The following is a 25,410-nucleotide window of genomic DNA, read 5'->3' on the forward strand; positions in this document are numbered from 1 at the left end:
GAAATACTTTTTCTTTAGCAATTAGTATTTCTTATGCATGAGCTTTACTCATGTATTCATTTTTTAAGTACACATTAGCTACAGCTAATGATAAAGAACCACTACATAATAAATCATTAGTGGTTCTTTATCATTTCTATCTCACTCTTTTACTGGAAGAAAAAGTTTACGTTTGTAGAACATGCCACAATACCAAAAATAATTAAGAAAAATAAGACGATAAGCATGATGACACTTTTCAAACAACCTCTATCAGTTTCTTTCGATTTTCTTTGTTGAACCTTTTTATAATCTTCAAGTAGTTTTGCGGCTTTTTTATTTATATGTTTATTCATGATGTTGACTCCTTATAATATATGTTTAATTCATTAAAATAGTTGAAAACATGACTTGAAATAAAGATATAAAGCTAAAGTAAGGATGTTCAATTGTTTCAAATTTTATGAAAGTATAACGTTAAATATGTTAATTTGATGATGATATTTGCTTTTTATTTTCCAAATGGAATTTACTTAAACTGATGCATTAAAATATTAATGAAGCACTAGAATACATAAATGAATAGTAATGGTGCACAGTATAGAATAATTAAGGCTATATTAAGTATAAATATCGTTAACTGTAAGCTATCTTTAGTTTTAATATAAACTATTAGGATAATCGACGTAAGAAGAATCATATATATTAATGATGAAGAAGTCCATACAAAATCCGCATCATTTGTTGTTAATAATGGGACTATAATTAATCCGAAATTAATCATGCATGCTATATATACTATAATGTTATACACAATGTTAATTTTTGTTCACCACCTTATACTTCTATTTTAAAAACTTCTTTATAATGATATATTGTTTAATGTTGAAATAATTAGATTATCTAATTTTCATTTGCTTTACATGTAAAAGGCTATATATAGTATGCTCTTTATGATTCTAAATGCTTTTTAATATTTAATGCTCATCAACATTTGGATTTTGAATATTCAATTCAAAAACTTTATTAGCTACGTCAATTGTAAAATCAGAACCATAGTTGACATGAGCTACTTTTAATTTTCCATCTAAATAATAGATTGCGATTGCAACATCGTAAAATTCGTCAATGACAAATAAACTCTTTTCGTTTGTTACAACCTCATGCTCTCCTGAGTATACAACGTTAATTTCCCAATCATTAAAAACCATTTGTTAACCTCCTTGAACATTTAAATTGATTCAACTTAAGTTTAACTTATTCATACAACTTCGTACAATATCTAGATGAACATTAATTGTATTTCTAGAAATCTTTTTCAATTATATGTACTAATTATACTTTTAAATTTCTTATTTCAGTATAGTTTTAAAACGATTTTAAAATAATTCTGCAAATATATTAACACATAATGTGTTCAAAAAGTTTTGAACAATTTCAAAACTTTTATATAAAGGGTTTGACAACATGGAATTCAAATTTCTTATTTTAAAAATTACCTCATATAGTGTCATGTTTAGTCTAATTTTTAAGTCAGGAAAGCAAATCAAGTAGATAGTTTAAATTAAAAATATCATAAGTTAATTAAACTAAATTCAGTATAAAAATTAGCCGAAAAACATCATTTCTGAAGTTATCGGCTAAAGTTATAAATTATATTTATTTGTACATGAACAAATAATTTACATTAATTTGTCATTTCTTCTTTTTCCCAATCGATTTTATATCTTTCTGAAGAACGATCTATCCATTTATCTTTAGTATTGGTACCTTTCCAATTTGTTGAAGTCCAGTGCAATTGGTAGTCATCACGAACTCGTTCGTATATTACATCTATATTTGTTTGTTGTTTGGATGCTTTTCTATCCATAGTAATAACTGTAGCGAAGTCTGGTGAAAACCCTGAAGATAATAGAGAACTTGCTTTGTTAGGATCAAGGAAGTTATCTGCTGCTTTCATAGAGCCATTTCTAGTTTTCATGAAAAGTTGATTGCCATATACCGGGTTCCAAGAATCTCTATCATATGGTCCCCAATTTTGATTCACCATATTGTTAAATATCACTTTCCAGCCTACTTTTTTATCAGTTGGGCTCTCTAAAATTGTTTTGAAATCAGGTTGAACATATTTCAGTGTATGACCAATCGAAACATTTGCACCAATAAGGCCGCCAATTTTTCCTGTATCATCACCAGTAACATTACCGTTGAATCCATAAGTTAAAGTACTCATATACTCTTTTGTATCAATCGAATTTCTTGGATAGTAATCAGATATTTGAGCTACTTCATTATCAGGTAGTTGCAACTGTACCTTAAAGGCTGAAGGCCAGGCTAAACCACTTTTGTTAGCACCTTCTTCGCTATAAACTCTATATTGACCAGCAATGGTACCTTTCGTTCTAATAACTAGCAGTTTTTTATTATGATTTTTATCATCGATAAAACTATAAAATACTTTTTTGTGCATGCCATTTTCTTTATCATAAGTGACTAAATCACCTGTTTTTACTGTAGTATTGCTTCCAATATCTGTAGTACCGGTTTTAATATTAATATCAGAATCTGCGGCATTAGCGACAGGATTCATTAATATGGAACCTAGCAATAGTGTTGTTGTTACTGAGCTGACTATACGTGTTTTCATTTTCATCATCCTTCTATTTTTTAAAACGATTTGAGGAAACAATAATCAATATGTCAATTTAGAATATTGCAGTTGAGACATATCAAATATTTATAATCGTTTATATTAGTATATTTAATGTAGCAACTGATAAATTACTGAGTGATGATGAGTGATTATTTTAAGAATATGTTTTTAACTTTTATTTAAAATTTGAAAGGAAGCATTTCAATTTCGAGGGTTAGTCAAAGTTGAATAAATTCTTTATGAAACAAGGAAAAGACATAGCTAATTTTATTGATTAATTTCTTTAAAACTAATGATTTGTTTGATTTAAAAATGTAATCGATTACAATATAAAAATACAAATATCTTAGAATTAAATCAATTAATTAACTATTAAATAAAAATTAACTATATATTAACTAGTGTAAATTAATAAATAGAAATAGAGAAAAAGGGTATTAATTATGTTTGGAATTTCGTCGGGAATAAATTTTGCCATTACATAGAAATATCTAATAGATAACGAAAAAGTATCGTATGTATTTTTAATATAGTGTAAAATATTATATGTAAAATAAAATGTAGGTTTTTAGTTAGAGGCATTATAAGAAAATTTTGAGTATAGGTTAGCTTTTAATTATGAATCTTATTGAAATTTGATTAATAAAAATATGATAGGGGATTAAAATGAAACTATTTTATATCGTATTTCTTATTATTATATGGCTGAATATATTTTTAGGAAATGAAATCATCCATACACTGACTGTTTTAATAACAACATTGTATATTGTTAATTCAAGAAAGGGGATTAAAAATGACAGAGTTGAATAATATTATAAACTCTCTTCAATCTTTGTTTGAGTCTGAATCAGGCTATAAAATTTCGAAAAATTCAGGAGTTCCATATCAAACAGTACAAGATTTAAGAAATGGGAAAACCAAACTAGAAGATGCTAGATTTAGAACGATTATTAAACTTTATAGTTACTATGTCTCATTAAAAGAACACTAATCATGGGACAATAAAGTATTGCTATAATAATTTAATCATTAAATGAAGGAATAGAGCCTAAGACATAATAAATCAATGTCTTAGGCTCTACAATATTATATTGGTAGTAGTTGACCGAATGAAAATGCCCATGTAACAAGCATTTTTCAATTATAGGCGGGGCCCCAACATAGAGAATTTCAAAAAGAAATTCTACAGACAATGCAAGTTGGCGGGGCCCCAACATAGAAGCTGGCGGAAAGTCAGCTTACAATAATGTGCAAGTTGGGGAGTGACAACGAAATAAATTTTATAAAATACTATTTCTGTCACATTCCTACTCCCAATTCCATTTAAATATATAGAAAATTTTACCTATTATATACATCATACACTTTAAAAATTATCATTTAAATAATCTGATTTGGAATTAAAGTGCATGAAGTATAAGTCACCTTCATATACTAATCAAAGAGGACGTCAACAGTTATTTTATTAGGATTTTTAACATAAACATTTGCTAGATCTGAATGTAATCTTTTGCTTAAATCAATAGTGTAGTTATTACCGCCACCGGTGATCTTAAGCTTACCTTTATTACGATTTTCGTTATATAATATTTTATTTTTTATTAACGCTTCTCGTGCACGGAAATCGATTTCTTTCAATGTTAATACTGGTTTATTGCCTTGGTATATTTTATGCGCACCAATAATCGTTTGTAGTTTATCTTTGTATTGCACAAAAAGATTATAAGTTTTATCAGAAGGTTTTGCGGCTGGTGTAACGCCACCTGTAAATGTCTCTCTATAAGACCACCATAACTGATCAGTATCTTTGTCTTTTAGTCCAAACACATCTACGTAACGATCTTTTAACTGATTAATATTTCCCCAACTTTCAGCGCCCCATAAAGATATATGTGCTGACCATGAATATCTCTTAAGTTCAACATAAATGTTTCCATTATCATATTGATATAGCCATTTATTTGAAAATGAAAAATGAGGCTGTGTGTAATATTTAATTAATTCATTGATGTTAGTTTCATCTTGACCAATGCTATAAGCTTTAGCTTCAGAGTAAAAACTAAATACTGGTTTTTGATTTTGAGGTAATACAGTACCTAATAGTAATAATGTTGTCGTTAAAATTATATTTTTCGTGATGTTCTTACTCATTAGAACATCTCCTTTCAGAGGAATCATGATACGAGGAATAAGAAATTTAAATGTGAGCGAAGTCAATATAGTATTTGCGATTATTTTTATTAACTCCATTATTATTGTTAGTTTGATTTTTCGAGGATAACTTCAATTTTTGCATTTTGAGGTTTTTTAACATATCTATTTGCATCAGTTGATGGCAACCTTTTACTTAAATCTATTGTGTAGTTATTGTCTGCACCTGTTATTTTAATTTGTCCTTTATTATAAGAATTATTATATAATTTTTTACTTTTAATTAATGTTTGACGAATACGAAAATCTAATTCTTTTAAAGTTAAAACAGGCTTATTGCCTTCATAAACTGGAAATCCGCCAGTAAACGTTTCTGCTTTATCTTTATATGTTACATTCAGTTTATAGTGTTTATCGTTAGATGTTGCTGCAGGAGTAACACCACCAGTAAACGTTTCTTGAGATAATGCAAAAGAATCAATGGTTTCTTGGTCTTTTATGCCAAAAATATCAACGCTTTTATTTCTTAATTGGTTGATATTGCCCCAACTTTCAGGTCCATAAACTTGAATATGACTATACCAAGAAAACTGTAACAACGTTGCATGAATCGTACCGTTATCTTTTTGCCATAACGTACTGTTAGAGAAGGTTAAATATTTTTGCGAGTAATATTTAGTTAACTCATTAACGTTAGTTTCGTTTTGATTTATATAATAAGCTTTCGCTTCAGATGAAGAATTGATAGGTGTATTAGGAAATTGTGTAGATGCTGTACCTAATAGTAACAATGTTGTTGATAAAATAATTTTTTTCGTGATGTTATTGTTCATTCGAATTTCTCCTTTGAGTATTGTTGGAATGTTTAATTATAAAAAGGGGTTAATTAGATAATTGAAATTATCCGCATTTACAAAAGGTAATAGGTTAGTTAGATTTTTCGAGTATGACTTCAATTTCTGCATTACGAGGATTTTTAACATAACGGTTTGTGTCAGTTAATTTTAACTTTTTACTTAAATCAATCGTGTAATTATTTCCATCAGCAGTTATCTTAATTTGACCTTTATTAAATTCTCCGTTATATAACTTTTTATTTTTTATTAATGTTTGACGAATACGGAAATCTAATTCTTTTAAAGTTAATACTGGTTTATTTCCTTTGTAAAATTCATGTCCACCGATGATAGTTTGTTGTTTATCACTATATTTTAAAAATAGTCTATAAGGCTTATCAGATGAAGTAGCTGCTGGCGTAACACCACCAGTAAATGTTTCATCATAAGTCCAGTAACCTTCAACTGTGTCCTCATCTTTAGTTCCAAATATATCAACGTATTTATTTCTTAACTGATTAATGTTTCCCCAACTCTCGGATCCAAACACTTGAATATGACTATACCAAACCCACGTTTGCAATGTTGCATGAATGCTACCATTGGGCTTTTGCCATAACCATTTTCCAGATAATGAAAAATGCGGCTGAGTGTAATATTTGATTAGTTCATTGATATTAGTCTCGTTTTCACTGATATTATAGGCTTTTGCTTCAGATGAAAAACTGATTGGTGTTTTAGGAAGTTGTGTTGATGTAGTTTCTAAAAGTAACAATGCTGTTGATAAAACTAATTTATTCATGATGTTCTTTTTCATATGAAAATCTCCTTTGCGTGAATTACCCAAAGTATATAAGCTATTACACCGATTCGGAATTAAATAAAAGCTAAAACTATGTTAAATAAACTTAAACAGTTAGTAGTGTTATTTAAGCAAAACTTATCATTTTTAAGTTTTGGACAGAAACAGTATCTAATAAAGTAGGCGGGAGTTATATATTAAAAACGATACGTTAGAATTATTCTCTAATCAATTGTATTAAATTGTTTGATAATTGAATTTTCTAACTACTTGAAAAATAGTTATACTTTAAATGTAGTACTTATTTTAATTATTTCCTACTACTTAAATTTAATATTAATAAAATGTTCATTTAATTATTGATAAAATATTACAAATTTTAATAGTAGGTTGTGTTTATTTTGTATGCGCTTACAATTTAGGTGTAACTAAAATAAAAGGAGTTGTTATTAATGAAAAATTTACGAAACAGAAGTTTTTTAACTTTATTAGACTTTTCACGACAAGAGGTAGAATTCTTATTAACACTCTCCGAGGATTTAAAACGTGCTAAATATATTGGCACTGAAAAGCCTATGTTAAAAAATAAAAATATTGCACTGTTATTTGAAAAAGATTCTACAAGAACGCGATGTGCATTTGAAGTTGCAGCGCATGATCAAGGTGCAAATGTAACTTATTTAGGCCCAACTGGATCACAAATGGGTAAAAAAGAAACAACTAAAGATACTGCACGTGTGCTTGGTGGAATGTATGATGGCATTGAATACCGTGGTTTTTCACAAAGAACAGTAGAAACTTTAGCTGAGTATTCAGGCGTACCAGTGTGGAATGGTTTAACTGATGAAGATCATCCTACTCAAGTTCTTGCTGATTTCTTAACAGCAAAAGAAGTCTTAAAAAAAGATTATGCAGATATTAACTTTACATATGTTGGAGATGGTCGTAATAACGTTGCAAATGCATTAATGCAAGGTGCTGCCATTATGGGTATGAACTTCCATTTAGTTTGTCCAAAAGAATTAAATCCAACAGATGAATTATTAAATCGCTGTAAAAATATTGCCGCTGAAAATGGTGGCAACATATTAATCACAGATGATATTGACCAAGGTGTAAAAGGTTCGGATGTAATTTACACTGATGTTTGGGTATCAATGGGTGAACCTGATGAAGTATGGAAAGAACGACTTGAATTATTGAAACCATATCAAGTAAATAAAGAAATAATGGATAAAACTGGTAATCCAAATGTTATTTTTGAGCATTGCTTACCATCTTTCCATAATGCTGATACGAAAATAGGTCAACAAATTTTTGAAAAATATGGTATTCGAGAAATGGAAGTTACAGATGAAGTATTCGAAAGTAAAGCTTCAGTTGTATTCCAAGAAGCTGAGAACAGAATGCATACAATCAAAGCAGTCATGGTTGCTACATTGGGTGAATTTTAAATGATATAAGGAAGTGAATATGATGGCGAAAATAGTAGTAGCATTAGGTGGTAATGCTTTAGGAAAATCACCTCAAGAACAACTCGAGCTTGTTAAAAATACTGCGAAATCATTAGTAGGATTAATAACAAAAGGACATGAGATTGTTATTAGTCATGGTAATGGACCACAGGTTGGAAGCATTAATTTGGGACTTAACTATGCTGCAGAACATAACCAAGGTCCGGCATTTCCATTTGCTGAATGTGGCGCAATGAGTCAAGCTTACATCGGCTATCAATTACAAGAAAGCTTACAAAATGAATTGCATTCTATTGGAATGGATAAACAAGTGGTAACACTAGTGACACAAGTTGAAGTTGATGAAAATGATCCGGCATTTAACAATCCTTCAAAACCAATTGGGTTATTTTACAACAAAGAAGAAGCTGAACAAATTCAAAAAGAAAAAGGATTTATATTTGTTGAAGATGCTGGAAGAGGATATAGACGCGTTGTTCCTTCACCACAACCCATCTCTATTATTGAATTAGAGAGTATTAAAACACTTATTAAAAATGATACACTCGTTATTGCTGCTGGTGGTGGAGGTATACCAGTAATTAGAGAGCAACATGATGGTTTTAAAGGTATTGATGCAGTTATAGACAAAGATAAAACAAGTGCGTTGTTGGGTGCTAATATTCAATGCGATCAATTGATTATTTTAACAGCAATTGATTATGTATATATTAATTTTAACACTGAAAACCAACAGCCTTTGAAAACAACAAATGTTGATGAATTAAAACGATATATAGACGAAAATCAATTTGCAAAAGGAAGTATGTTACCAAAAATTGAAGCAGCCATATCATTTATTGAAAACAATCCAAAAGGAAGTGTGCTTATAACATCATTAAATGAATTAGATGCTGCCTTAGAGGGTAAAGTAGGTACTGTGATTAAAAAGTAATTGAATTGAAACGCTTTTCAATTACTATATGTCAAATGCATGATTTTTATTATTTATGTGCACCCCCTGAAAATAATGCCTCTATTTTGATGCGGGGTGCACTTTCTTAATTTATATTTATAAAATCTTTAAGGTAGAAATGCTAGGTTAAATGTCGAAGGAGATGAAACCGTGGAAAATACAATTAATGAAAGTGAAAAGAAAAAACGATTTAAATTAAAAATGCCAGGTGCATTTATGATTTTATTCATTTTAACGGTTGTTGCAGTTATAGCAACATGGGTTATTCCTGCTGGTGCATATTCTAAACTTTCTTACGAACCTTCATCCCAAGAACTAAAGATAGTTAACCCTCATAACCAAGTGAAAAAGGTTCCGGGTACGCAACAGGAACTAGACAAAATGGGGGTTAAAATTAAGATTGAACAATTTAAATCAGGTGCAATTAATAAGCCGGTATCAATTCCGAATACTTATGAAAGATTAAAGCAACATCCAGCTGGACCAGAACAAATAACAAGTAGCATGGTTGAAGGTACGATAGAAGCGGTCGATATCATGGTATTCATTCTTGTACTAGGGGGACTTATTGGCGTAGTTCAAGCCAGTGGTTCTTTTGAATCGGGATTGTTAGCTTTAACGAAGAAAACAAAAGGGCATGAATTTATGCTAATTGTGTTTGTATCAATACTAATGATTATCGGCGGGACATTATGTGGTATTGAAGAAGAAGCTGTAGCATTTTATCCGATTTTAGTCCCTATATTTATAGCGTTAGGATACGATTCTATCGTTTCAGTTGGTGCCATATTCCTTGCCAGCTCTGTCGGTAGTACATTTTCAACTATTAACCCGTTCTCGGTTGTAATTGCCTCTAATGCCGCTGGTACAACTTTTACGGATGGCTTGTATTGGAGAATAGGTGCTTGTATTGTCGGTGCGATTTTTGTTATTAGTTATTTATATTGGTACTGTAAAAAAATTAAAAACGATCCTAAAGCGTCATATTCTTATGAAGACAAAGATGCTTTTGAACAGCAATGGTCTGTATTAAAAGATGACGATAGTGCCCATTTTACTTTGCGTAAGAAGATAATCCTTACATTATTTGTACTACCATTTCCAATTATGGTATGGGGAGTTATGACGCAAGGTTGGTGGTTCCCAGTTATGGCTTCAGCATTTTTAATATTTACAATTATAATAATGTTTATTGCTGGGACAGGTAAATCTGGATTGGGAGAAAAAGGAACTGTAGATGCATTTGTCAATGGTGCATCAAGTTTAGTAGGTGTATCTTTAATTATTGGTTTAGCTCGAGGTATTAATTTAGTGTTGAATGAAGGTATGATTTCAGATACAATCTTACACTTTTCATCATCTTTAGTTCAACATATGAGTGGACCATTATTTATCATCGTATTACTATTTATTTTCTTCTGTTTAGGTTTTATCGTGCCATCATCTTCTGGCTTAGCGGTATTATCAATGCCTATCTTTGCACCACTAGCTGATACAGTAGGTATACCAAGATTCGTCATCGTTACGACATATCAATTTGGTCAATATGCGATGTTATTCTTAGCGCCGACTGGACTTGTTATGGCCACACTACAAATGTTAAACATGCGATATTCACATTGGTTCCGATTTGTATGGCCGGTAGTTGCTTTTGTATTGATTTTCGGTGGCGGAGTACTAATTACGCAAGTACTAATTTATTCATAATTTGAAATGCTATATTATAAAAAATACTAATGGGGTTTTATGCATCTCGTAGGTTTGTAGAAATACTAAACTAAGCGAGGTGCATTATTATTTTTGATTAAGAAAATAATGACGGTAATGATAACACTAGTAAGTAATTGATACAATGCTCTATTTAATAATGATATTTTTAAAATTTGTTTTTAATGTAATGTTAGATCTATGGTATATTATATTTATCGTGGTAAATATGTATTTGCTGTAAACAGTTTTTGTAACACATGATACATATGGTTGTGAAAATAGCATATATAAAGGATGGCTATAAATGACACATTTGACAAAGGTTTTAGATACACTAACTGGAATATGCGTAGTATTATTATTTAGTAAATATTTTGTGGCGTATGCAAATATGGTGTTTGATTGGAATTTAAGATGGTATTTGCTAGAAAACATACCACATTTGCCAATTATATTATTTATTCTGATGTTTATTTTCGGAGTACCTTCTGAAATGATAAAAGATAGGCAAAGGAAAAATAACGGTGTTTAATTTATCGATATTTAGAGGTGATAAAATTTGTCAACTATTACAAAGACTAAAATAAAAATCTTTATTAATTATTTTATTGGTATATTAGCCTTGGCGTTTGCTGCTTATATATTATTTAAATAAAGGTTAGAGTGAAACGTGTTTATGAACTAGACGTTCTAGTATAGTTACTACAGCTTTAGTCAGAAGGTATCATTGATAAGATCATATTAAATCAAAGAGGCATTGATATACACTAAAAAGAGGCAAGATTACCTGCCTCTTTTTAGTTATTAAATATACGTGTTAATTCTTGGTAATAGTGTTACTGAGACGCATTACGAAGAAATTTATCTTGTTTTTCCTTTTTTAAAAAGAAGTGAAGATATCCTATAAAGACTCTAAGTACTATTACAGTGGCTAATAACACTTCGATAAACAAAAGACCTTTCCAAATGTCTGGAAACATAAGTACAGGCAAACTGTTCTTTAAAGCAGTTGCTGAGATTACTAAAGGGAATGTGAAAGCTGAAAATACGGGCGAAAAAGGTTCTTTTAGTAATTTAGGCAATTGTATAATGATATAAAAATAAAATATTTGAGCTAATAGTAAAAATATAATTACGATAAAAGCATTCGCCTTAGGAAAAGCTATAACATATGCTGCAGCGACTAAAGAAAATGGTGCACAAATTGTCGATGTGTTCGGTTTGATTGACGTCTGCAATGGAAATGCTTTTAATCGCTTGAAAACTATAGGTAAGACAATACAAGTAGCTACAAAGCCATATATTACTGTTAATTGACCTATGAAAAAATATCCGCTAACGGGTGCCGTCAATCCTGCGATAGCAATACCAATAAAAAGTACAGTCCACGAAGGATAAACATTTTCAAGTGAAAAATCTTTTAAATATTTTATTGAAAAAATAATCATATGCGTCATAATTCCCACAAGGCATAAAATCCAAATAGGCGTTATTAAGCTATTGATAAAAGTTATGTTACTAAAAAATGTATTTAAATAAGTAGTACCTAAAAAGCCAGACATGAAAAATGTTGTGAACACTGATGAAACTAGAGGACTGTTTAATTGTTCTTTCACATTATTAAAATATTTGATCATAGTACATAAAAGGTGAATCCAAATCAAGAAAGCAAAGATTCCGCAAACAGCGTTTAAAGTAAGAGATAAGTCTTTTAATAGATTACCCAGGCCTAATAATCCTAAGACTAGTCCTGACGTTACTAGAGGTGCTTTTTGAAGTCTCATGATTTACAACCTTTCTTATGTGATTTTCTTCACTAATTATATCATGATAGCTATGGCCAATTAATAAGAAGAGTGTGTACTATTACGTTATTAGAGTATGTATATTGGATTGATAGACACATAATTGACATTTAAATCTCAAAATTAATGATATTTGAGGTATGCTTTGCAACCTAAATATTGGAATATGTGGAAAAGTAATTATTTAATTTAAATGATGATTGAAGATTTACAAGGGGGTGTACAAAATGAGAAATCAAATTCAAAAACTATTAGACAGTGATTTGAGCAGTTTACATATATCGAAACAAACAGGAGTTCCACAAAGCACAATACACAGAATGAGAAAAAATGAAAGATCATTAGACAATATGTCATTGAAAAACGCTGAACTACTTTATAAATTTGCCAATAGTATATTTAGCAATGAAAATTAAGAAGAATAATTAGTGAGTTAAATAATTAAAAAACCACGTCTCGATGGACGTGGTTATTTTTTTTAGATGTATATAATTATAATTATAGGATTTCGGGCCCCTGAAAAGTCCCTAAAATTTTGAATAGTATCAAAATCTATAGGAATAATATAATAATAAAAATCTCTACGCATGCAAATGGTGAGTGTTAAAAATCTTGGTGTAGTGTTGGTGTAGTTCAGGTGCAGTATAGATGAAATTTGAGCACAAAATTACTTAATTAAAAATGTATAAACAAGTGTCAGACGCGTGTCAATTGTGTGTCAAAAAATTCTATAACGAATAAGCATGCTTGTTTTAATTACTGTATTTTCGGGGCTTATGCGGGGGACGTTTTGGTGACGCATCATACTATATTACTGAAATTCAAAACAAAAAGAGCCCCGTAATCACGGAACTCTTTTGTTTGGTAATGCGTATAAAAATACCTATAAACGTCCTGGGAGGGATTCGAACCCCCGACCGATGGCTTAGAAGGCCATTGCTCTATCCAGCTGAGCTACCAGGACACGTTTAACAACACAAGAATTATTATATCTAAATGAACTTAAATTAGCAATACCTTGTAAATAAAAAATGTTTATATTTTTCACTATTATAGAGCTATTTATCTAAAAAGGTTCAATAAGACTTAAATACGAATTCAGGCAACTTAATTGTGTTAAATACAGTTTTGAATGCCTAACTGTATTTCTTTTCTCTTTAAAATACAGTTAAGTACATTATAAGATGTTGTGCGGATAAACAAACTAATTGCATCAAATTTATTTTAAAATAACAACAACAAAACGTTAAGCGAATAACATTTCGGTGATTTAAAAGCTACGCACGTTTTTGTTATCTTCAAATTTAAATTTTAAGGAGTGTTTTCAATGGAAGGTTTATTTAACGCAATTAAAGATACCGTAACTGCAGCAATTAATAATGATGGCGCAAAATTAGGCACAAGCATTGTGAGCATCGTTGAAAATGGCGTAGGTTTATTAGGTAAATTATTCGGATTCTAATTTCAATATGTTATGTAAGTAATCAGTATTATTTCAAAGGTGAGGGAGAGATTTAAATGACTGGACTAGCAGAAGCAATCGCAAATACTGTGCAAGCTGCACAACAACATGATAGTGTGAAATTAGGCACAAGTATCGTAGACATCGTTGCTAACGGTGTGGGTTTACTAGGTAAATTATTTGGATTCTAATATAATAACTAATATTCTTTAAAATAAACTGGGTGAGCATACTTTAATGTTATGCACTCAGTTTATTTTATTTGCAGAAATTTGAGCCTCTGTTAAGATTTAGATACATAGACAATATAGGAGATGGGGAAATTGGGATATAAAAATATTTTGATAGACTTTGATGATACAATTGTTGATTTTTATGATGCAGAAGAATGGGCGTTTCACTATATGGCGAATGTTTTTAATCATAAAGCAACAAAGGATGATTTTTTAACATTTAAAAAAATCAATCACCAACATTGGGAAGCTTTTCAACAAAATAAATTAACGAAGTCTGAAGTATTATCAGAACGATTTGTGAATTACTTCAAACATCATCAAATGGAAGTTGATGGGCATCGTGCAGATGTGTTATTTAGAAATGGATTAGCAGAAGCTAAAGTTAAATACTTTGATCAAACATTAGAAACAATTGTCGAATTATCGAAAAGACATGATTTATATATTGTTACTAATGGTGTAACCGAAACGCAAAAGAGAAGGTTAAATCAGACGCCGTTGCATAAATATATTAAAAAGATATTTATATCTGAAGAAACAGGATATCAAAAACCTAATCCGGAATTTTTTAATTATGTTTTTAATGATATTGGTGAGGATGAAAGACAGCACTCGATTATAGTTGGAGATTCTTTAACATCTGACATTCTAGGTGGAATCAATGCGGGTATAGCTACTTGCTGGTTTAATTTTAGAGGATTTGATCATAATCCAGGAATTATACCTGATTATGAAATTAATTCATGGAAACAACTAAATGATATTGTACGTTAAGACAAATAATTTGAAAATGATTTACTTATATTAGCTTAAGAAAGTAATTGTAAAAAAGACACTACGAAAAGATGCATTTTCATGCTCGTAGTGTCGAATATTATTATCTTATGGTTTCCACAATAAGACATCATGTCCCTCTATATTTTTAGCTTCCACATCTGTAAATCCATGATGTAAAAAGAAATCCTTAGAATCATTTCTGCCAATGGCTTTAATTGGCATATTGAAACTCTTTGCAAAATCAATCAATTCTGAAGCGTACCCTCTGTTTTGATATTTTGGTAATACTTCTAACTTCCATAATAATATATAATCTTCAAAATCTGGGAAGTAGATTTCTTCGACATCACCTTTTTTTAGTAATGCCATTCTAGCTCCTAATTGATCTCCGACAAATATGCCATAAAATGGTGAATCTGAACTTGCATCAATCATTTGACCGTTTAACTCATTGACCATGTATAAGTCTTTGTTGCCAAACGCTCTAAAGTTTTCGAATAATTCGTCAGTTTTGTAATTAATTTCAAGACGTTTGATTTCACTCATATTTATCTACCCCTTATTTGTTTACTACTATTATTATACATTAAACCACTTGTGTTTTTCATTGATTTGAAAATGTAAAACAATGAATATTATAAATTTTCCATGATTAAATTGATTTTCAAGCCGTAAAATTGTCAATCACCGGTATAGACTTTATACTATAGTTTGTAATCGCGTACTTAAGGAGAAAAAACATGGACTGTAAAGTAGTTAGTTTAAATGAAAAAGATCAGTTTATACCAAAAATAAAGAGCAGTGACCCTGTAATAACAGGATTATTTCAATATGATGCAGCTCAACAAACTAGTTTTGAAAAAAGGATGTCTAAAGAAAATAATGGAAGAGAAGCGGCATTAGCGAATGTTATTCGTGAATATATGAGTGATTTAAAGCTTTCAAGCTTTCAAGTGAACAAGAATTAAACATACAACATTTAGCTAATGGTTCAAAAGTTGTGATTGGTGGACAACAAGCAGGGCTTTTCGGGGGACCATTGTATACATTCCATAAAATATTTTCAATCATTACTTTATCTAAGGAATTAACGGATACACATAAGCAACAAGTAGTACCAGTTTTTTGGATTGCAGGAGAAGATCATGATTTCGATGAAGTGAATCATACATTTGTTTATAACGAAAATCATGGGTCGCTGCATAAGGTTAAATATCATACAATGGAGATGCCAGAGACGACTGTCTCTAGATATTATCCTGATAAGGCTGAGTTGAAACAAACTTTAAAAACGATGTTCATTCATATGAAAGAAACTGTTCATACACAAGGTCTACTGGAGATTTGTGACAGAATTATTGACCAATATGACTCGTGGACTGATATGTTTAAAGCACTACTGCATGAAACATTTAAAGCATATGGCGTTCTATTTATAGATGCGCAGTTTGAGCCGTTAAGAAAAATGGAAGCGCCTATGTTTAAAAAGATTTTGAAAAAACATCAGTTGCTTGATGATGCTTTTAGAGCAACACAACAACGTACTCAAAATCAAGGCTTGAATGCGATGATACAAACAGATACAAATGTTCATTTATTCTTACATGATGAAAATATGCGTCAATTAGTTTCGTATGATGGTAAGCATTTTAAATTAAATAAAACAGATAAGACATATATAAAGGAAGAAATTATAAATATTGCGGAAAATCAACCTGAATTATTTTCTAATAATGTAGTGACAAGACCATTAATGGAAGAATGGTTATTTAACACGGTGGCATTTGTTGGAGGACCGAGTGAAATTAAGTACTGGGCTGAACTAAAAGATGTATTTGAACTATTTGATGTTGAAATGCCTATCGTGATGCCAAGGCTTAGAATTACTTATTTAAATGACCGTATAGAAAAATTACTTTCGAAATACAATATTCCATTAGAAAAAGTGTTAGTCGATGGTGTTGAAGGAGAAAGAAGTAAGTTTATTAGAGAACAAGCATCACATCAATTTATTGAAAAGGTAGAAGGTATGATTGAACAACAGCGTCGTCTAAACAAAGACTTATTAGATGAAGTGGCGGGGAATCAAAATAATATTAACCTTGTGAATAAAAATAATGAAATTCATATACAACAGTATGATTATTTGTTAAAACGTTATCTTTTAAACATTGAAAGAGAAAACGACATCAGTATGAAGCAATTTAGAGAAATTCAAGAAACACTCCATCCAATGGGAGGATTACAAGAAAGAATATGGAATCCACTTCAAATTTTGAATGATTTTGGGACAGATGTGTTCAAGCCCTCCACCTATCCACCACTTTCTTACACTTTTGATCATATTATTATAAAACCTTAATATACCAAGGGTTTAGCCCGATTTATCTTAATGATAAATCGGGCATTTTTTTGTTTTTTAAAATAAATTTCACAAATTTTGTATAAATAGTGGTGGATAGTGGGGAGATGTGGTAAATTATATATAAGGTGAGGTGATAAAAAATGTTCATGGGAGAATACGATCATCAATTAGATACAAAAGGACGTATGATTATACCGTCCAAGTTTCGTTATGACTTAAATGAGCGTTTTATTATCACAAGAGGCCTTGATAAATGTTTATTCGGTTACACTCTAGACGAATGGCAACAGATTGAAGAGAAAATGAAAACCTTACCTATGACAAAAAAAGACGCACGTAAGTTTATGCGTATGTTCTTCTCTGGTGCTGTTGAAGTAGAACTTGATAAGCAAGGGCGTATTAACATCCCTCAAAACTTGAGGAAATACGCTAATTTAACTAAAGAATGTACAGTAATCGGTGTTTCAAATCGTATTGAGATTTGGGATAGAGAAACTTGGAATGATTTCTATGAAGAATCTGAAGAAAGTTTCGAAGATATTGCTGAAGATTTAATAGATTTTGATTTTTAAAATGGAGGAATTGAAGTGTTTCATCATATCAGCGTTATGTTAAACGAAACCATTGATTATTTAAATGTAAAAGAAAATGGTGTGTACATTGACTGTACGCTAGGTGGAGCGGGACATGCCCTTTATTTACTAAATCAATTAAATGACGACGGAAGATTAATAGCAATCGATCAAGACCAAACTGCAATTGATAATGCTAAAGAGGTATTAAAGGATCATTTGCATAAGGTGACTTTTGTTCATAGCAACTTCCGTGAATTAACTCAAATATTAAAAGACTTAAACATTGAAAAAGTAGATGGAATTTATTACGACTTGGGTGTTTCAAGCCCACAACTCGACATTCCAGAACGAGGATTCAGTTATCACCATGACGCAACATTAGACATGCGTATGGACCAAACACAAGAACTAACAGCATATGAAATTGTTAACAATTGGTCATATGAAGCGTTAGTGAAGATTTTTTATCGCTATGGCGAGGAGAAATTTTCAAAACAGATAGCTCGAAGAATCGAAGCACATCGCGAACAACAACCAATAACAACAACATTAGAATTAGTTGACATTATAAAAGAAGGTATTCCTGCAAAAGCAAGAAGAAAAGGCGGACATCCTGCAAAACGAGTATTTCAAGCACTACGAATTGCAGTAAACGATGAATTGTCAGCTTTTGAAGATTCAATAGAACAAGCGATTGAATTAGTGAAAGTAGATGGCAGGATTTCGGTAATCACTTTCCATTCTTTAGAAGATCGTTTATGTAAACAGGTGTTCCAAGAATATGAAAAAGGTCCAGAGGTACCAAGAGGATTACCAGTTATACCAGAAGCATATACACCTAAGTTAAAGCGTGTTAATCGTAAACCGATTACCGCTACAGAAGAAGATTTAGATGACAATAACAGAGCACGAAGCGCGAAATTACGTGTAGCTGAAATACTTAAATAAGGAGCAATTTATAATGGCTGTAGAAAAAGTGTACCAACCATATGACGAACAAGTTTATAATAGTATACCGAAGCAACAACCACAAACTAAGCCCGAAAAGAAGACTGTTTCGAGAAAAGTGGTTGTACAATTAACTAAATTTGAAAAAGTTTTATACATAACTTTGATTACTGTAATTGCTATGTTAAGTATTTATATGCTATCTTTAAAAATGGATGCGTATGATACGCGAGGAAAGATTGCAGATTTAGATTATAAAATAGATAAACAATCAAGTGAAAACAGTGCTTTACAATCTGAAATCAAAAAGAATTCTTCTTATGAACGCATATACGAAAAGGCTAAGAAACAGGGGATGAGCCTTGAGAACGATAATGTAAAGGTAGTGCGTAGTAATGGCGAAGCAAAAAATTAAAATTAAAAAAAATAAAATAGGGGCAGTCCTACTTGTTGGTTTATTCGGACTGCTCTTTTTTATATTGGTTTTAAGAATTTCATATATCATGATTACTGGACATTCTAATGGTCAAGATTTAGTCATGAAGGCAAATGAAAAGTATTTAGTTAAGAATGCACAACAACCAGAACGAGGAAAGATATATGATCGTAATGGTAAAGTGCTAGCAGAAGATGTAGAAAGATATAAACTTGTTGCAGTAATAGATAAAAAGGCGAGTGCCAATTCTAAAAAACCTAGGCATGTAGTTGATAAAAAAGAGACTGCAAAGAAATTATCTACAGTCATTAATATGAAGCCAGAGGAAATTGAAAAGAGACTTAGTCAAAAGAAAGCTTTCCAAATTGAATTTGGACGCAAAGGAACAAATTTAACGTATCAGGACAAATTGAAAATAGAGAAAATGAATTTGCCTGGTATTTCTTTATTGCCTGAAACAGAACGCTTTTATCCAAATGGCAATTTTGCATCACACTTAATTGGTAGAGCTCAGAAAAATCCGGATACTGGTGAACTTAAAGGTGCACTTGGAGTTGAAAAGATTTTTGATAGTTATTTAAGTGGATCTAAAGGATCATTGAGATATATTCATGATATTTGGGGATATATCGCACCAAATACTAAAAAAGAGAAGCAGCCTAAACGTGGTGATGATGTCCATTTAACAATCGATTCAAATATTCAAGTATTTGTTGAAGAAGCTTTAGATGGCATGGTTGAAAGATACCAGCCGAAAGATTTATTTGCGGTTGTCATGGATGCCAAAACTGGAGAAATTTTAGCATACAGTCAGCGACCAACATTTAATCCTGAAACTGGTAAAGACTTTGGTAAAAAGTGGGCAAATGACCTTTATCAAAACACATACGAGCCTGGATCAACATTTAAATCATATGGGTTAGCAGCTGCTATTCAAGAAGGTGCTTTTGATCCTGATAAGAAATATAAATCTGGACATAGAGATATTATGGGTTCACGTATTTCAGACTGGAATAGAGTCGGTTGGGGTGAAATCCCAATGTCACTCGGATTTACTTATTCATCTAATACATTGATGATGCATTTACAAGATTTAGTTGGTGCAGACAAAATGAAATCTTGGTATGAACGATTTGGATTTGGAAAATCAACTAAAGGTATGTTTGATGGAGAAGCACCTGGTCAAATTGGATGGAGTAATGAGTTGCAACAAAAAACGTCATCATTTGGTCAATCGACAACAGTAACACCTGTTCAAATGTTACAAGCGCAATCAGCGTTCTTTAATGATGGTAATATGTTAAAACCATGGTTTGTGAATAGCGTTGAAAATCCTGTTAGTAAAAGACAATTTTATAAAGGGCAAAAACAAATCGCAGGCAAACCAATAACAAAAGATACTGCTGAAAAAGTTGAAAAGCAATTGGATTTAGTTGTGAATAGTAAGAAGAGTCACGCTGCAAACTATCGTATTGATGGTTATGAGGTCGAAGGTAAGACTGGTACAGCACAAGTCGCTGCACCTAATGGTGGTGGATACGTTAAAGGTCCAAACCCATATTTTGTAAGTTTTATGGGTGACGCGCCGAAGAAAAATCCTAAAGTTATTGTATACGCTGGTATGAGCTTGGCACAAAAAAATGACCAAGAAGCTTATGAATTAGGTGTTAGTAAAGCGTTTAAACCAATAATGGAAAATACTTTGAAATATTTAAATGTAGGTAAATCAAAAGATGACACATCTAATGCAGAGTATAGTAAAGTGCCAGATGTTGAAGGTCAAGACAAACAAAAAGCTATTGATAATGTGAGTGCAAAATCATTAGAACCAGTTACTATTGGTTCTGGCACACAAATAAAAGCACAATCTATAAAAGCAGGGAATAAAGTCTTACCTCATAGTAAAGTACTGTTATTAACAGATGGAGACTTAACTATGCCTGACATGTCAGGATGGACGAAAGAAGATGTCATTGCTTTTGAAAACCTAACAAATATTAAAGTAAATTTAAAAGGTAGCGGTTTTGTGTCCCACCAATCAATTAGTAAGGGACAAAAACTTACTGAAAAAGATAAAATAGACGTAGAATTTTCATCAGAGAATGTAGACAGCAATTCGACGAATAATTCTGATTCAAATTCAGATGATAAGAAGAAATCTGACAGTAAAACTGACAAGGATAAGTCGGACTAACAAGAATGGCTACATTAAATTAGGATGTATTGTCACTATTTGTTTTTACTAAAGTAATGCTGTGATAGAAAACAACATCTTCATTTAATCTTTATAAATAAGTGTTGATAGAGAATTTTAAGGTAGACGAGGTCAGATTAACTTGTTTGTTATAGGCAAACTTTTTATACTGGCCTCTTATGCCGTAAAAAAGAAAAATTATAAATTTTGATTACAACTTTGTTTATTTAATTGAAAAATTGATAATATATTAGTGGTTAAAAAAGTCTGGATTAAGAAGAGGAGATAGTTATGATTTTTGTATATGCGTTATTAGCGCTAGTGATTACATTTGTTTTGGTACCTGTTTTAATACCTACATTAAAAAGGATGAAATTTGGTCAAAGTATTCGAGAAGAAGGTCCACAAAGCCATATGAAGAAGACTGGTACACCAACGATGGGTGGACTAACATTTCTATTAAGTATTGTGATAACGTCTTTGGTGGCTATTATATTTGTAGATCAAGCTAATCCAATCATACTGTTATTATTTGTGACGATTGGTTTTGGGTTAATTGGTTTTATAGATGATTATATTATTGTTGTTAAAAAGAATAACCAAGGTTTAACAAGTAAACAGAAGTTTTTGGCGCAAATTGGTATTGCGATTATATTCTTTGTTTTAAGTAATGTGTTTCATTTGGTGAATTTTTCTACGAGCATACATATTCCATTTACGAATGTAGCAATCCCACTATCATTTGCATATGTTATTTTCATTGTTTTTTGGCAAGTAGGTTTTTCTAATGCAGTAAATTTAACAGATGGTTTAGATGGATTAGCAACTGGACTGTCAATTATCGGATTTACAATGTATGCCATCATGAGCTTTGTGTTAGGAGAAACGGCAATTGGTATTTTCTGTATCATTATGTTGTTTGCACTTTTAGGATTTTTACCATATAACATTAACCCTGCTAAAGTGTTTATGGGAGATACAGGTAGCTTAGCTTTAGGTGGTATATTTGCTACCATTTCAATCATGCTTAATCAGGAATTATCATTAATTTTTATAGGTTTAGTATTCGTAATTGAAACATTATCTGTTATGTTACAAGTCGCTAGCTTTAAATTGACTGGAAAGCGTATATTTAAAATGAGTCCGATTCATCATCATTTTGAATTGATAGGATGGAGCGAATGGAAAGTAGTTACAGTATTTTGGGCTGTTGGTCTGATTTCAGGTTTAATCGGTTTATGGATTGGAGTGCATTAAGATGCTTAATTATACAGGGTTAGAAAATAAAAATGTATTAGTTGTCGGTTTGGCAAAAAGTGGTTATGAAGCAGCTAAATTATTAAGTAAATTAGGTGCGAATGTAACTGTCAATGATGGAAAAGACTTATCACAAGATGCTCATGCAAAAGATTTAGAATCTATGGGCATTTCTGTTGTAAGTGGAAGTCATCCATTAACGTTGCTTGATAATAATCCAATAATTGTTAAAAATCCTGGAATACCTTATACAGTATCTATTATTGATGAAGCAGTGAAACGAGGTTTGAAAATTTTAACAGAAGTTGAGTTAAGTTATCTAATCTCTGAAGCACCAATCATAGCTGTAACGGGTACAAATGGTAAAACGACAGTTACTTCTCTAATTGGAGATATGTTTAAAAAAAGTCGCTTAACTGGAAGATTATCCGGCAATATTGGTTATGTTGCATCTAAAGTAGCACAAGAAGTAAAGCCTACAGATTATTTAGTTACAGAGTTGTCGTCATTCCAGTTACTTGGAATCGAAAAGTATAAACCACACATTGCTATAATTACTAACATTTATTCGGCGCATCTAGATTACCATGAAAATTTAGAAAACTATCAAAATGCTAAAAAGCAAATATATAAAAATCAAACGGAAGAGGATTATTTGATTTGTAATTATCATCAAAGACAAGTGATAGAGTCGGAAGAATTAAAAGCTAAGACATTGTATTTCTCAACTCAACAAGAAGTTGATGGTATTTATATTAAAGATGGTTTTATCGTTTATAAAGGTGTTCGTATTATTAACACTGAAGATCTAGTATTGCCTGGTGAACATAATTTAGAAAATATATTAGCAGCTGTGCTTGCTTGTATTTTAGCTGGTGTACCTATTAAAGCAATTATTGATAGTTTAACTACATTTTCAGGAATAGAGCATAGATTGCAATATGTTGGTACTAATAGAACTAATAAATATTATAATGATTCCAAAGCAACAAACACGCTAGCAACACAGTTTGCCTTAAATTCATTTAATCAACCAATCATTTGGTTATGTGGTGGTTTGGATCGAGGGAATGAATTTGACGAACTCATTCCTTATATGGAAAATGTTCGCGCGATGGTTGTATTCGGACAAACGAAAGCTAAGTTTGCTAAACTAGGTAATAGTCAAGGGAAATCGGTCATTGAAGCGAACAATGTCGAAGACGCTGTTGATAAAGTACAAGATATTATAGAACCAAATGATGTTGTATTATTGTCACCTGCTTGTGCGAGTTGGGATCAATATAGTACTTTTGAAGAGCGTGGAGAGAAATTTATTGAAAGATTCCGTGCCCATTTACCATCTTATTAAAGGGTGTGAGTATTGATGGATGATAAAACGAAGAACGATCAACAAGAATCAAATGAAGATAAAGATGAATTAGAATTATTTACGAGGAATACATCTAAGAAAAGACGGCAAAGAAAAAGATCAAAGGCTACACATTTTTCTAATCAAAATAAAGATGATACATCTCAACAAGCTGATTTTGATGAAGAAATTTACTTGATAAATAAAGACTTCAAAAAAGAAGAAAGCAATGATAAAAATAATGATTCTGCTTCTAGTCATGCGAATGATAATAATATCGATGATTCTACAGACTCTAATATTGAAAATGAGGATTATAGATATAATCAAGAAATTGACGACCAAAATGAATCGAATGTAATTTCAGTCGACAACGAACAACCTCAATCAGCTCCTAAAGAACAAAATAGCGACTCGATTGATGAGGAAACAGTAACGAAAAAAGAACGAAAAAGTAAAGTAACACAATTAAAGCCATTAACACTTGAAGAAAAGCGGAAGTTAAGACGTAAGCGACAAAAGCGAATCCAATACAGTGTTATTACAATATTGGTATTGTTGATTGCTGTTATATTAATTTACATGTTTTCACCACTTAGTAAAATTGCGCATGTAAATATAAATGGAAATAATCACGTTAGTACTTCAAAGATAAACAAAGTTTTAGGTGTTAAAAATGATTCAAGGATGTATACGTTTAGTAAAAAAAATGCTATTAATGATCTCGAAGAGAATCCATTAATCAAAAGTGTTGAGATACACAAGCAATTACCAAACACATTAAACGTAGATATCACAGAAAATGAAATTATTGCTTTAGTGAAATATAAAGGTAAATATTTACCTTTATTAGAAAATGGTAAATTGCTTAAAGGTTCAAATGATGTCAAAATTAATGATGCACCTGTCATGGATGGTTTCAAAGGTACAAAAGAAGATGATATGATTAAGGCGTTATCTGAAATGACACCTGAAGTTAGACGATATATTGCCGAAGTGACATACGCCCCAAGTAAAAACAAACAAAGCAGAATTGAATTGTTTACGACAGATGGACTTCAAGTAATCGGTGATATTTCGACGATATCTAAGAAAATGAAATATTATCCGCAGATGTCACAATCATTATCAAGGGATAGTTCGGGTAAACTAAAAACACGAGGCTATATTGATTTATCAGTCGGTGCTTCATTTATCCCATACCGTGGAAACACGTCTAGTCAATCAGAAAGCGATAAAAATGTGACTAAATCATCTCAAGAGGAAAATCAAGCAAAAGAAGAATTACAAAGCGTTTTAAACAAAATTAACAAACAATCAAGTAAGAATAATTAAAAAATTTTGATATTGTCTATGTTTATAGTTCACAAGCCATTCAACGTATTGTAAACTAAGGATAGTGTATTTTTTTAATAGTAATTTGTCAGGAGGTGCCTATCT

Annotated in this window: 25 protein-coding genes, 1 tRNA gene and 1 pseudogene; 18 read left to right on the forward strand and 9 right to left on the reverse strand. The window is 31.1% G+C overall.

Translation table 11 applies throughout. From position 1 onward, the window contains the following. Positions 1-149: 149 nt before the first annotated feature. The 3 genes from JG553_RS02890 to hyl all read right to left on the reverse strand — a co-directional run bounded on the left by JG553_RS02890 (position 150) and on the right by hyl (position 2,626). On the reverse strand, positions 150-335 hold the full coding sequence (locus JG553_RS02890) for a hypothetical protein (protein ID WP_001032814.1): 186 nt from the start codon (positions 333-335) through the stop codon (positions 150-152). A 621-nt stretch (positions 336-956) separates the two neighbouring features. Then, the gene (locus JG553_RS02895; protein WP_000231632.1) at positions 957-1,190 is read right to left on the reverse strand and encodes a hypothetical protein; all 234 of its coding nucleotides are present in this window, start codon (positions 1,188-1,190) and stop codon (positions 957-959) included. A 476-nt stretch (positions 1,191-1,666) separates the two neighbouring features. After that, positions 1,667-2,626 (reverse strand): alpha-hemolysin, encoded by a 960-nt coding sequence (gene hyl / locus JG553_RS02900; RefSeq protein ID WP_000857483.1) that lies wholly within the window; start codon positions 2,624-2,626, stop codon positions 1,667-1,669. A 672-nt stretch (positions 2,627-3,298) separates the two neighbouring features. On the opposite strand from hyl, the gene JG553_RS02905 reads away from it, so the two are divergent. Both JG553_RS02905 and JG553_RS02910 read left to right on the forward strand, forming a co-directional pair. Continuing rightward, on the forward strand, positions 3,299-3,445 hold the full coding sequence (locus JG553_RS02905; RefSeq protein ID WP_000765708.1) for a hypothetical protein: 147 nt from the start codon (positions 3,299-3,301) through the stop codon (positions 3,443-3,445). Beyond that, positions 3,402-3,626 (forward strand): hypothetical protein, encoded by a 225-nt coding sequence (locus JG553_RS02910; protein ID WP_001802045.1) that lies wholly within the window; start codon positions 3,402-3,404, stop codon positions 3,624-3,626. The genes JG553_RS02905 and JG553_RS02910 overlap by 44 nt, the downstream gene beginning before the upstream one ends. Positions 3,627-4,069: 443 nt before the next feature. Here the strand turns inward: JG553_RS02910 and JG553_RS02915 are convergent, their stop codons facing one another. The 3 genes from JG553_RS02915 to JG553_RS02925 all read right to left on the reverse strand — a co-directional run bounded on the left by JG553_RS02915 (position 4,070) and on the right by JG553_RS02925 (position 6,439). Then, the gene (locus JG553_RS02915; protein ID WP_000041896.1) at positions 4,070-4,786 is read right to left on the reverse strand and encodes a superantigen-like protein SSL12; all 717 of its coding nucleotides are present in this window, start codon (positions 4,784-4,786) and stop codon (positions 4,070-4,072) included. A 107-nt stretch (positions 4,787-4,893) separates the two neighbouring features. Next, positions 4,894-5,619 carry a superantigen-like protein SSL13 gene (locus tag JG553_RS02920; protein ID WP_001063559.1) on the reverse strand — a complete coding sequence of 242 codons (726 nt, stop codon included), beginning with the start codon at positions 5,617-5,619 and terminating at the stop codon, positions 4,894-4,896. Between the two features lie 94 nt (positions 5,620-5,713). Then, positions 5,714-6,439 (reverse strand): superantigen-like protein SSL14, encoded by a 726-nt coding sequence (locus JG553_RS02925; protein WP_000739523.1) that lies wholly within the window; start codon positions 6,437-6,439, stop codon positions 5,714-5,716. 437 nt (positions 6,440-6,876) lie between these two features. Here JG553_RS02925 and argF point away from each other — a divergent pair, with 437 nt between their 5' ends. From argF to elxI1, 4 genes are all read left to right on the forward strand, one after another. Continuing rightward, a complete protein-coding gene (gene argF, locus JG553_RS02930; protein ID WP_000793605.1) occupies positions 6,877-7,878 on the forward strand; it encodes an ornithine carbamoyltransferase in 1,002 nt (333 codons plus the stop codon). Between the two features lie 22 nt (positions 7,879-7,900). Beyond that, positions 7,901-8,833 (forward strand): carbamate kinase, encoded by a 933-nt coding sequence (gene arcC / locus JG553_RS02935; RefSeq protein ID WP_001074342.1) that lies wholly within the window; start codon positions 7,901-7,903, stop codon positions 8,831-8,833. 171 nt (positions 8,834-9,004) lie between these two features. Further along, positions 9,005-10,561 carry a YfcC family protein gene (locus tag JG553_RS02940; protein WP_000432077.1) on the forward strand — a complete coding sequence of 519 codons (1,557 nt, stop codon included), beginning with the start codon at positions 9,005-9,007 and terminating at the stop codon, positions 10,559-10,561. A 307-nt stretch (positions 10,562-10,868) separates the two neighbouring features. Beyond that, entirely contained in the window at positions 10,869-11,096 is a 228-nt protein-coding gene (elxI1, locus tag JG553_RS02945; protein ID WP_000149423.1) for an epilancin biosynthesis-related protein ElxI1, read from the forward strand. 304 nt (positions 11,097-11,400) lie between these two features. Here the strand turns inward: elxI1 and JG553_RS02950 are convergent, their stop codons facing one another. Next, complete coding sequence (locus tag JG553_RS02950; protein ID WP_001239285.1) at positions 11,401-12,348, reverse strand: TDT family transporter; 948 nt, start codon at positions 12,346-12,348, stop codon at positions 11,401-11,403. 248 nt (positions 12,349-12,596) lie between these two features. On the opposite strand from JG553_RS02950, the gene JG553_RS02955 reads away from it, so the two are divergent. Continuing rightward, entirely contained in the window at positions 12,597-12,785 is a 189-nt protein-coding gene (locus JG553_RS02955; protein WP_001245802.1) for a hypothetical protein, read from the forward strand. 474 nt (positions 12,786-13,259) lie between these two features. Here the strand turns inward: JG553_RS02955 and JG553_RS02960 are convergent. Beyond that, a tRNA-Arg gene (locus tag JG553_RS02960) sits at positions 13,260-13,333 on the reverse strand. Positions 13,334-13,696: 363 nt separating this feature from the next. Between JG553_RS02960 and JG553_RS02965 the strand changes: the two genes are divergently transcribed. From JG553_RS02965 to JG553_RS02975, 3 genes are all read left to right on the forward strand, one after another. Continuing rightward, a complete protein-coding gene (locus JG553_RS02965) occupies positions 13,697-13,831 on the forward strand; it encodes a beta-class phenol-soluble modulin (protein WP_000398672.1) in 135 nt (44 codons plus the stop codon). Between the two features lie 56 nt (positions 13,832-13,887). After that, positions 13,888-14,022 (forward strand): beta-class phenol-soluble modulin, encoded by a 135-nt coding sequence (locus JG553_RS02970; protein ID WP_000147103.1) that lies wholly within the window; start codon positions 13,888-13,890, stop codon positions 14,020-14,022. Positions 14,023-14,145: 123 nt separating this feature from the next. Next, a complete protein-coding gene (locus JG553_RS02975) occupies positions 14,146-14,841 on the forward strand; it encodes a YjjG family noncanonical pyrimidine nucleotidase (RefSeq protein ID WP_001788648.1) in 696 nt (231 codons plus the stop codon). Between the two features lie 108 nt (positions 14,842-14,949). On the opposite strand, the gene JG553_RS02980 is transcribed toward JG553_RS02975, so the two are convergent. Continuing rightward, positions 14,950-15,390: an N-acetyltransferase gene (locus JG553_RS02980; protein WP_001289711.1), complete on the reverse strand. Its 441-nt coding sequence runs from the start codon at positions 15,388-15,390 to the stop codon at positions 14,950-14,952. A gap of 194 nt (positions 15,391-15,584) precedes the next feature. Between JG553_RS02980 and bshC the strand changes: the two are divergent. From bshC to JG553_RS03020, 8 genes and pseudogenes are all read left to right on the forward strand, one after another. Continuing rightward, a pseudogene (bshC, locus tag JG553_RS02985) lies at positions 15,585-17,206 on the forward strand (bacillithiol biosynthesis cysteine-adding enzyme BshC). A gap of 143 nt (positions 17,207-17,349) precedes the next feature. Next, positions 17,350-17,781, forward strand: coding sequence for a division/cell wall cluster transcriptional repressor MraZ (gene mraZ, locus JG553_RS02990; RefSeq protein ID WP_000480800.1), 432 nt, complete (start codon positions 17,350-17,352; stop codon positions 17,779-17,781). Between the two features lie 15 nt (positions 17,782-17,796). Next, complete coding sequence (rsmH, locus tag JG553_RS02995; RefSeq protein ID WP_000468384.1) at positions 17,797-18,732, forward strand: 16S rRNA (cytosine(1402)-N(4))-methyltransferase RsmH; 936 nt, start codon at positions 17,797-17,799, stop codon at positions 18,730-18,732. Positions 18,733-18,745: 13 nt separating this feature from the next. Beyond that, positions 18,746-19,147 (forward strand): cell division protein FtsL, encoded by a 402-nt coding sequence (gene ftsL / locus JG553_RS03000; protein ID WP_000257598.1) that lies wholly within the window; start codon positions 18,746-18,748, stop codon positions 19,145-19,147. Further along, positions 19,128-21,362, forward strand: a complete 2,235-nt coding sequence (locus JG553_RS03005) for a penicillin-binding protein (protein ID WP_001118663.1) — start codon at positions 19,128-19,130, stop codon at positions 21,360-21,362. Before ftsL ends, JG553_RS03005 begins: the two co-directional genes overlap by 20 nt. A gap of 291 nt (positions 21,363-21,653) precedes the next feature. Next, complete coding sequence (mraY, locus tag JG553_RS03010) at positions 21,654-22,619, forward strand: phospho-N-acetylmuramoyl-pentapeptide-transferase (protein ID WP_000578458.1); 966 nt, start codon at positions 21,654-21,656, stop codon at positions 22,617-22,619. A gap of 1 nt (position 22,620) precedes the next feature. After that, on the forward strand, positions 22,621-23,970 hold the full coding sequence (gene murD, locus JG553_RS03015) for a UDP-N-acetylmuramoyl-L-alanine--D-glutamate ligase (RefSeq protein WP_000935991.1): 1,350 nt from the start codon (positions 22,621-22,623) through the stop codon (positions 23,968-23,970). A gap of 15 nt (positions 23,971-23,985) precedes the next feature. Further along, positions 23,986-25,305 (forward strand): cell division protein FtsQ/DivIB, encoded by a 1,320-nt coding sequence (locus JG553_RS03020; RefSeq protein WP_000342185.1) that lies wholly within the window; start codon positions 23,986-23,988, stop codon positions 25,303-25,305. Positions 25,306-25,410 lie beyond the last annotated feature (105 nt).

Origin of the sequence: Staphylococcus sp. T93, from assembly GCF_016743875.1 — a bacterium.
In the GTDB taxonomy this organism is placed as follows: Bacteria; Bacillota; Bacilli; order Staphylococcales; family Staphylococcaceae; genus Staphylococcus; species Staphylococcus aureus.

Bases quoted from the DNA above. Each gene is read 5' to 3' on its own strand.
- JG553_RS02890 (WP_001032814.1), bottom strand. From the start codon at position 335: ATGAATAAACATATAAATAAAAAAGCCGCAAAACTACTTGAAGATTAT.
- JG553_RS02895 (WP_000231632.1), bottom strand. From the start codon at position 1,190: ATGGTTTTTAATGATTGGGAAATTAACGTTGTATACTCAGGAGAGCAT.
- hyl (WP_000857483.1), bottom strand. From the start codon at position 2,626: ATGAAAACACGTATAGTCAGCTCAGTAACAACAACACTATTGCTAGGT.
- JG553_RS02905 (WP_000765708.1), top strand. From the start codon at position 3,299: ATGAAACTATTTTATATCGTATTTCTTATTATTATATGGCTGAATATA.
- JG553_RS02915 (WP_000041896.1), bottom strand. From the start codon at position 4,786: ATGAGTAAGAACATCACGAAAAATATAATTTTAACGACAACATTATTA.
- JG553_RS02920 (WP_001063559.1), bottom strand. From the start codon at position 5,619: ATGAACAATAACATCACGAAAAAAATTATTTTATCAACAACATTGTTA.
- JG553_RS02925 (WP_000739523.1), bottom strand. From the start codon at position 6,439: ATGAAAAAGAACATCATGAATAAATTAGTTTTATCAACAGCATTGTTA.
- argF (WP_000793605.1), top strand. From the start codon at position 6,877: ATGAAAAATTTACGAAACAGAAGTTTTTTAACTTTATTAGACTTTTCA.
- arcC (WP_001074342.1), top strand. From the start codon at position 7,901: ATGGCGAAAATAGTAGTAGCATTAGGTGGTAATGCTTTAGGAAAATCA.
- elxI1 (WP_000149423.1), top strand. From the start codon at position 10,869: ATGACACATTTGACAAAGGTTTTAGATACACTAACTGGAATATGCGTA.
- JG553_RS02950 (WP_001239285.1), bottom strand. From the start codon at position 12,348: ATGAGACTTCAAAAAGCACCTCTAGTAACGTCAGGACTAGTCTTAGGA.
- JG553_RS02955 (WP_001245802.1), top strand. From the start codon at position 12,597: ATGAGAAATCAAATTCAAAAACTATTAGACAGTGATTTGAGCAGTTTA.
- JG553_RS02965 (WP_000398672.1), top strand. From the start codon at position 13,697: ATGGAAGGTTTATTTAACGCAATTAAAGATACCGTAACTGCAGCAATT.
- JG553_RS02970 (WP_000147103.1), top strand. From the start codon at position 13,888: ATGACTGGACTAGCAGAAGCAATCGCAAATACTGTGCAAGCTGCACAA.
- JG553_RS02975 (WP_001788648.1), top strand. From the start codon at position 14,146: ATGGGGAAATTGGGATATAAAAATATTTTGATAGACTTTGATGATACA.
- JG553_RS02980 (WP_001289711.1), bottom strand. From the start codon at position 15,390: ATGAGTGAAATCAAACGTCTTGAAATTAATTACAAAACTGACGAATTA.
- mraZ (WP_000480800.1), top strand. From the start codon at position 17,350: ATGTTCATGGGAGAATACGATCATCAATTAGATACAAAAGGACGTATG.
- ftsL (WP_000257598.1), top strand. From the start codon at position 18,746: ATGGCTGTAGAAAAAGTGTACCAACCATATGACGAACAAGTTTATAAT.
- JG553_RS03005 (WP_001118663.1), top strand. From the start codon at position 19,128: ATGGCGAAGCAAAAAATTAAAATTAAAAAAAATAAAATAGGGGCAGTC.
- mraY (WP_000578458.1), top strand. From the start codon at position 21,654: ATGATTTTTGTATATGCGTTATTAGCGCTAGTGATTACATTTGTTTTG.
- murD (WP_000935991.1), top strand. From the start codon at position 22,621: ATGCTTAATTATACAGGGTTAGAAAATAAAAATGTATTAGTTGTCGGT.
- JG553_RS03020 (WP_000342185.1), top strand. From the start codon at position 23,986: ATGGATGATAAAACGAAGAACGATCAACAAGAATCAAATGAAGATAAA.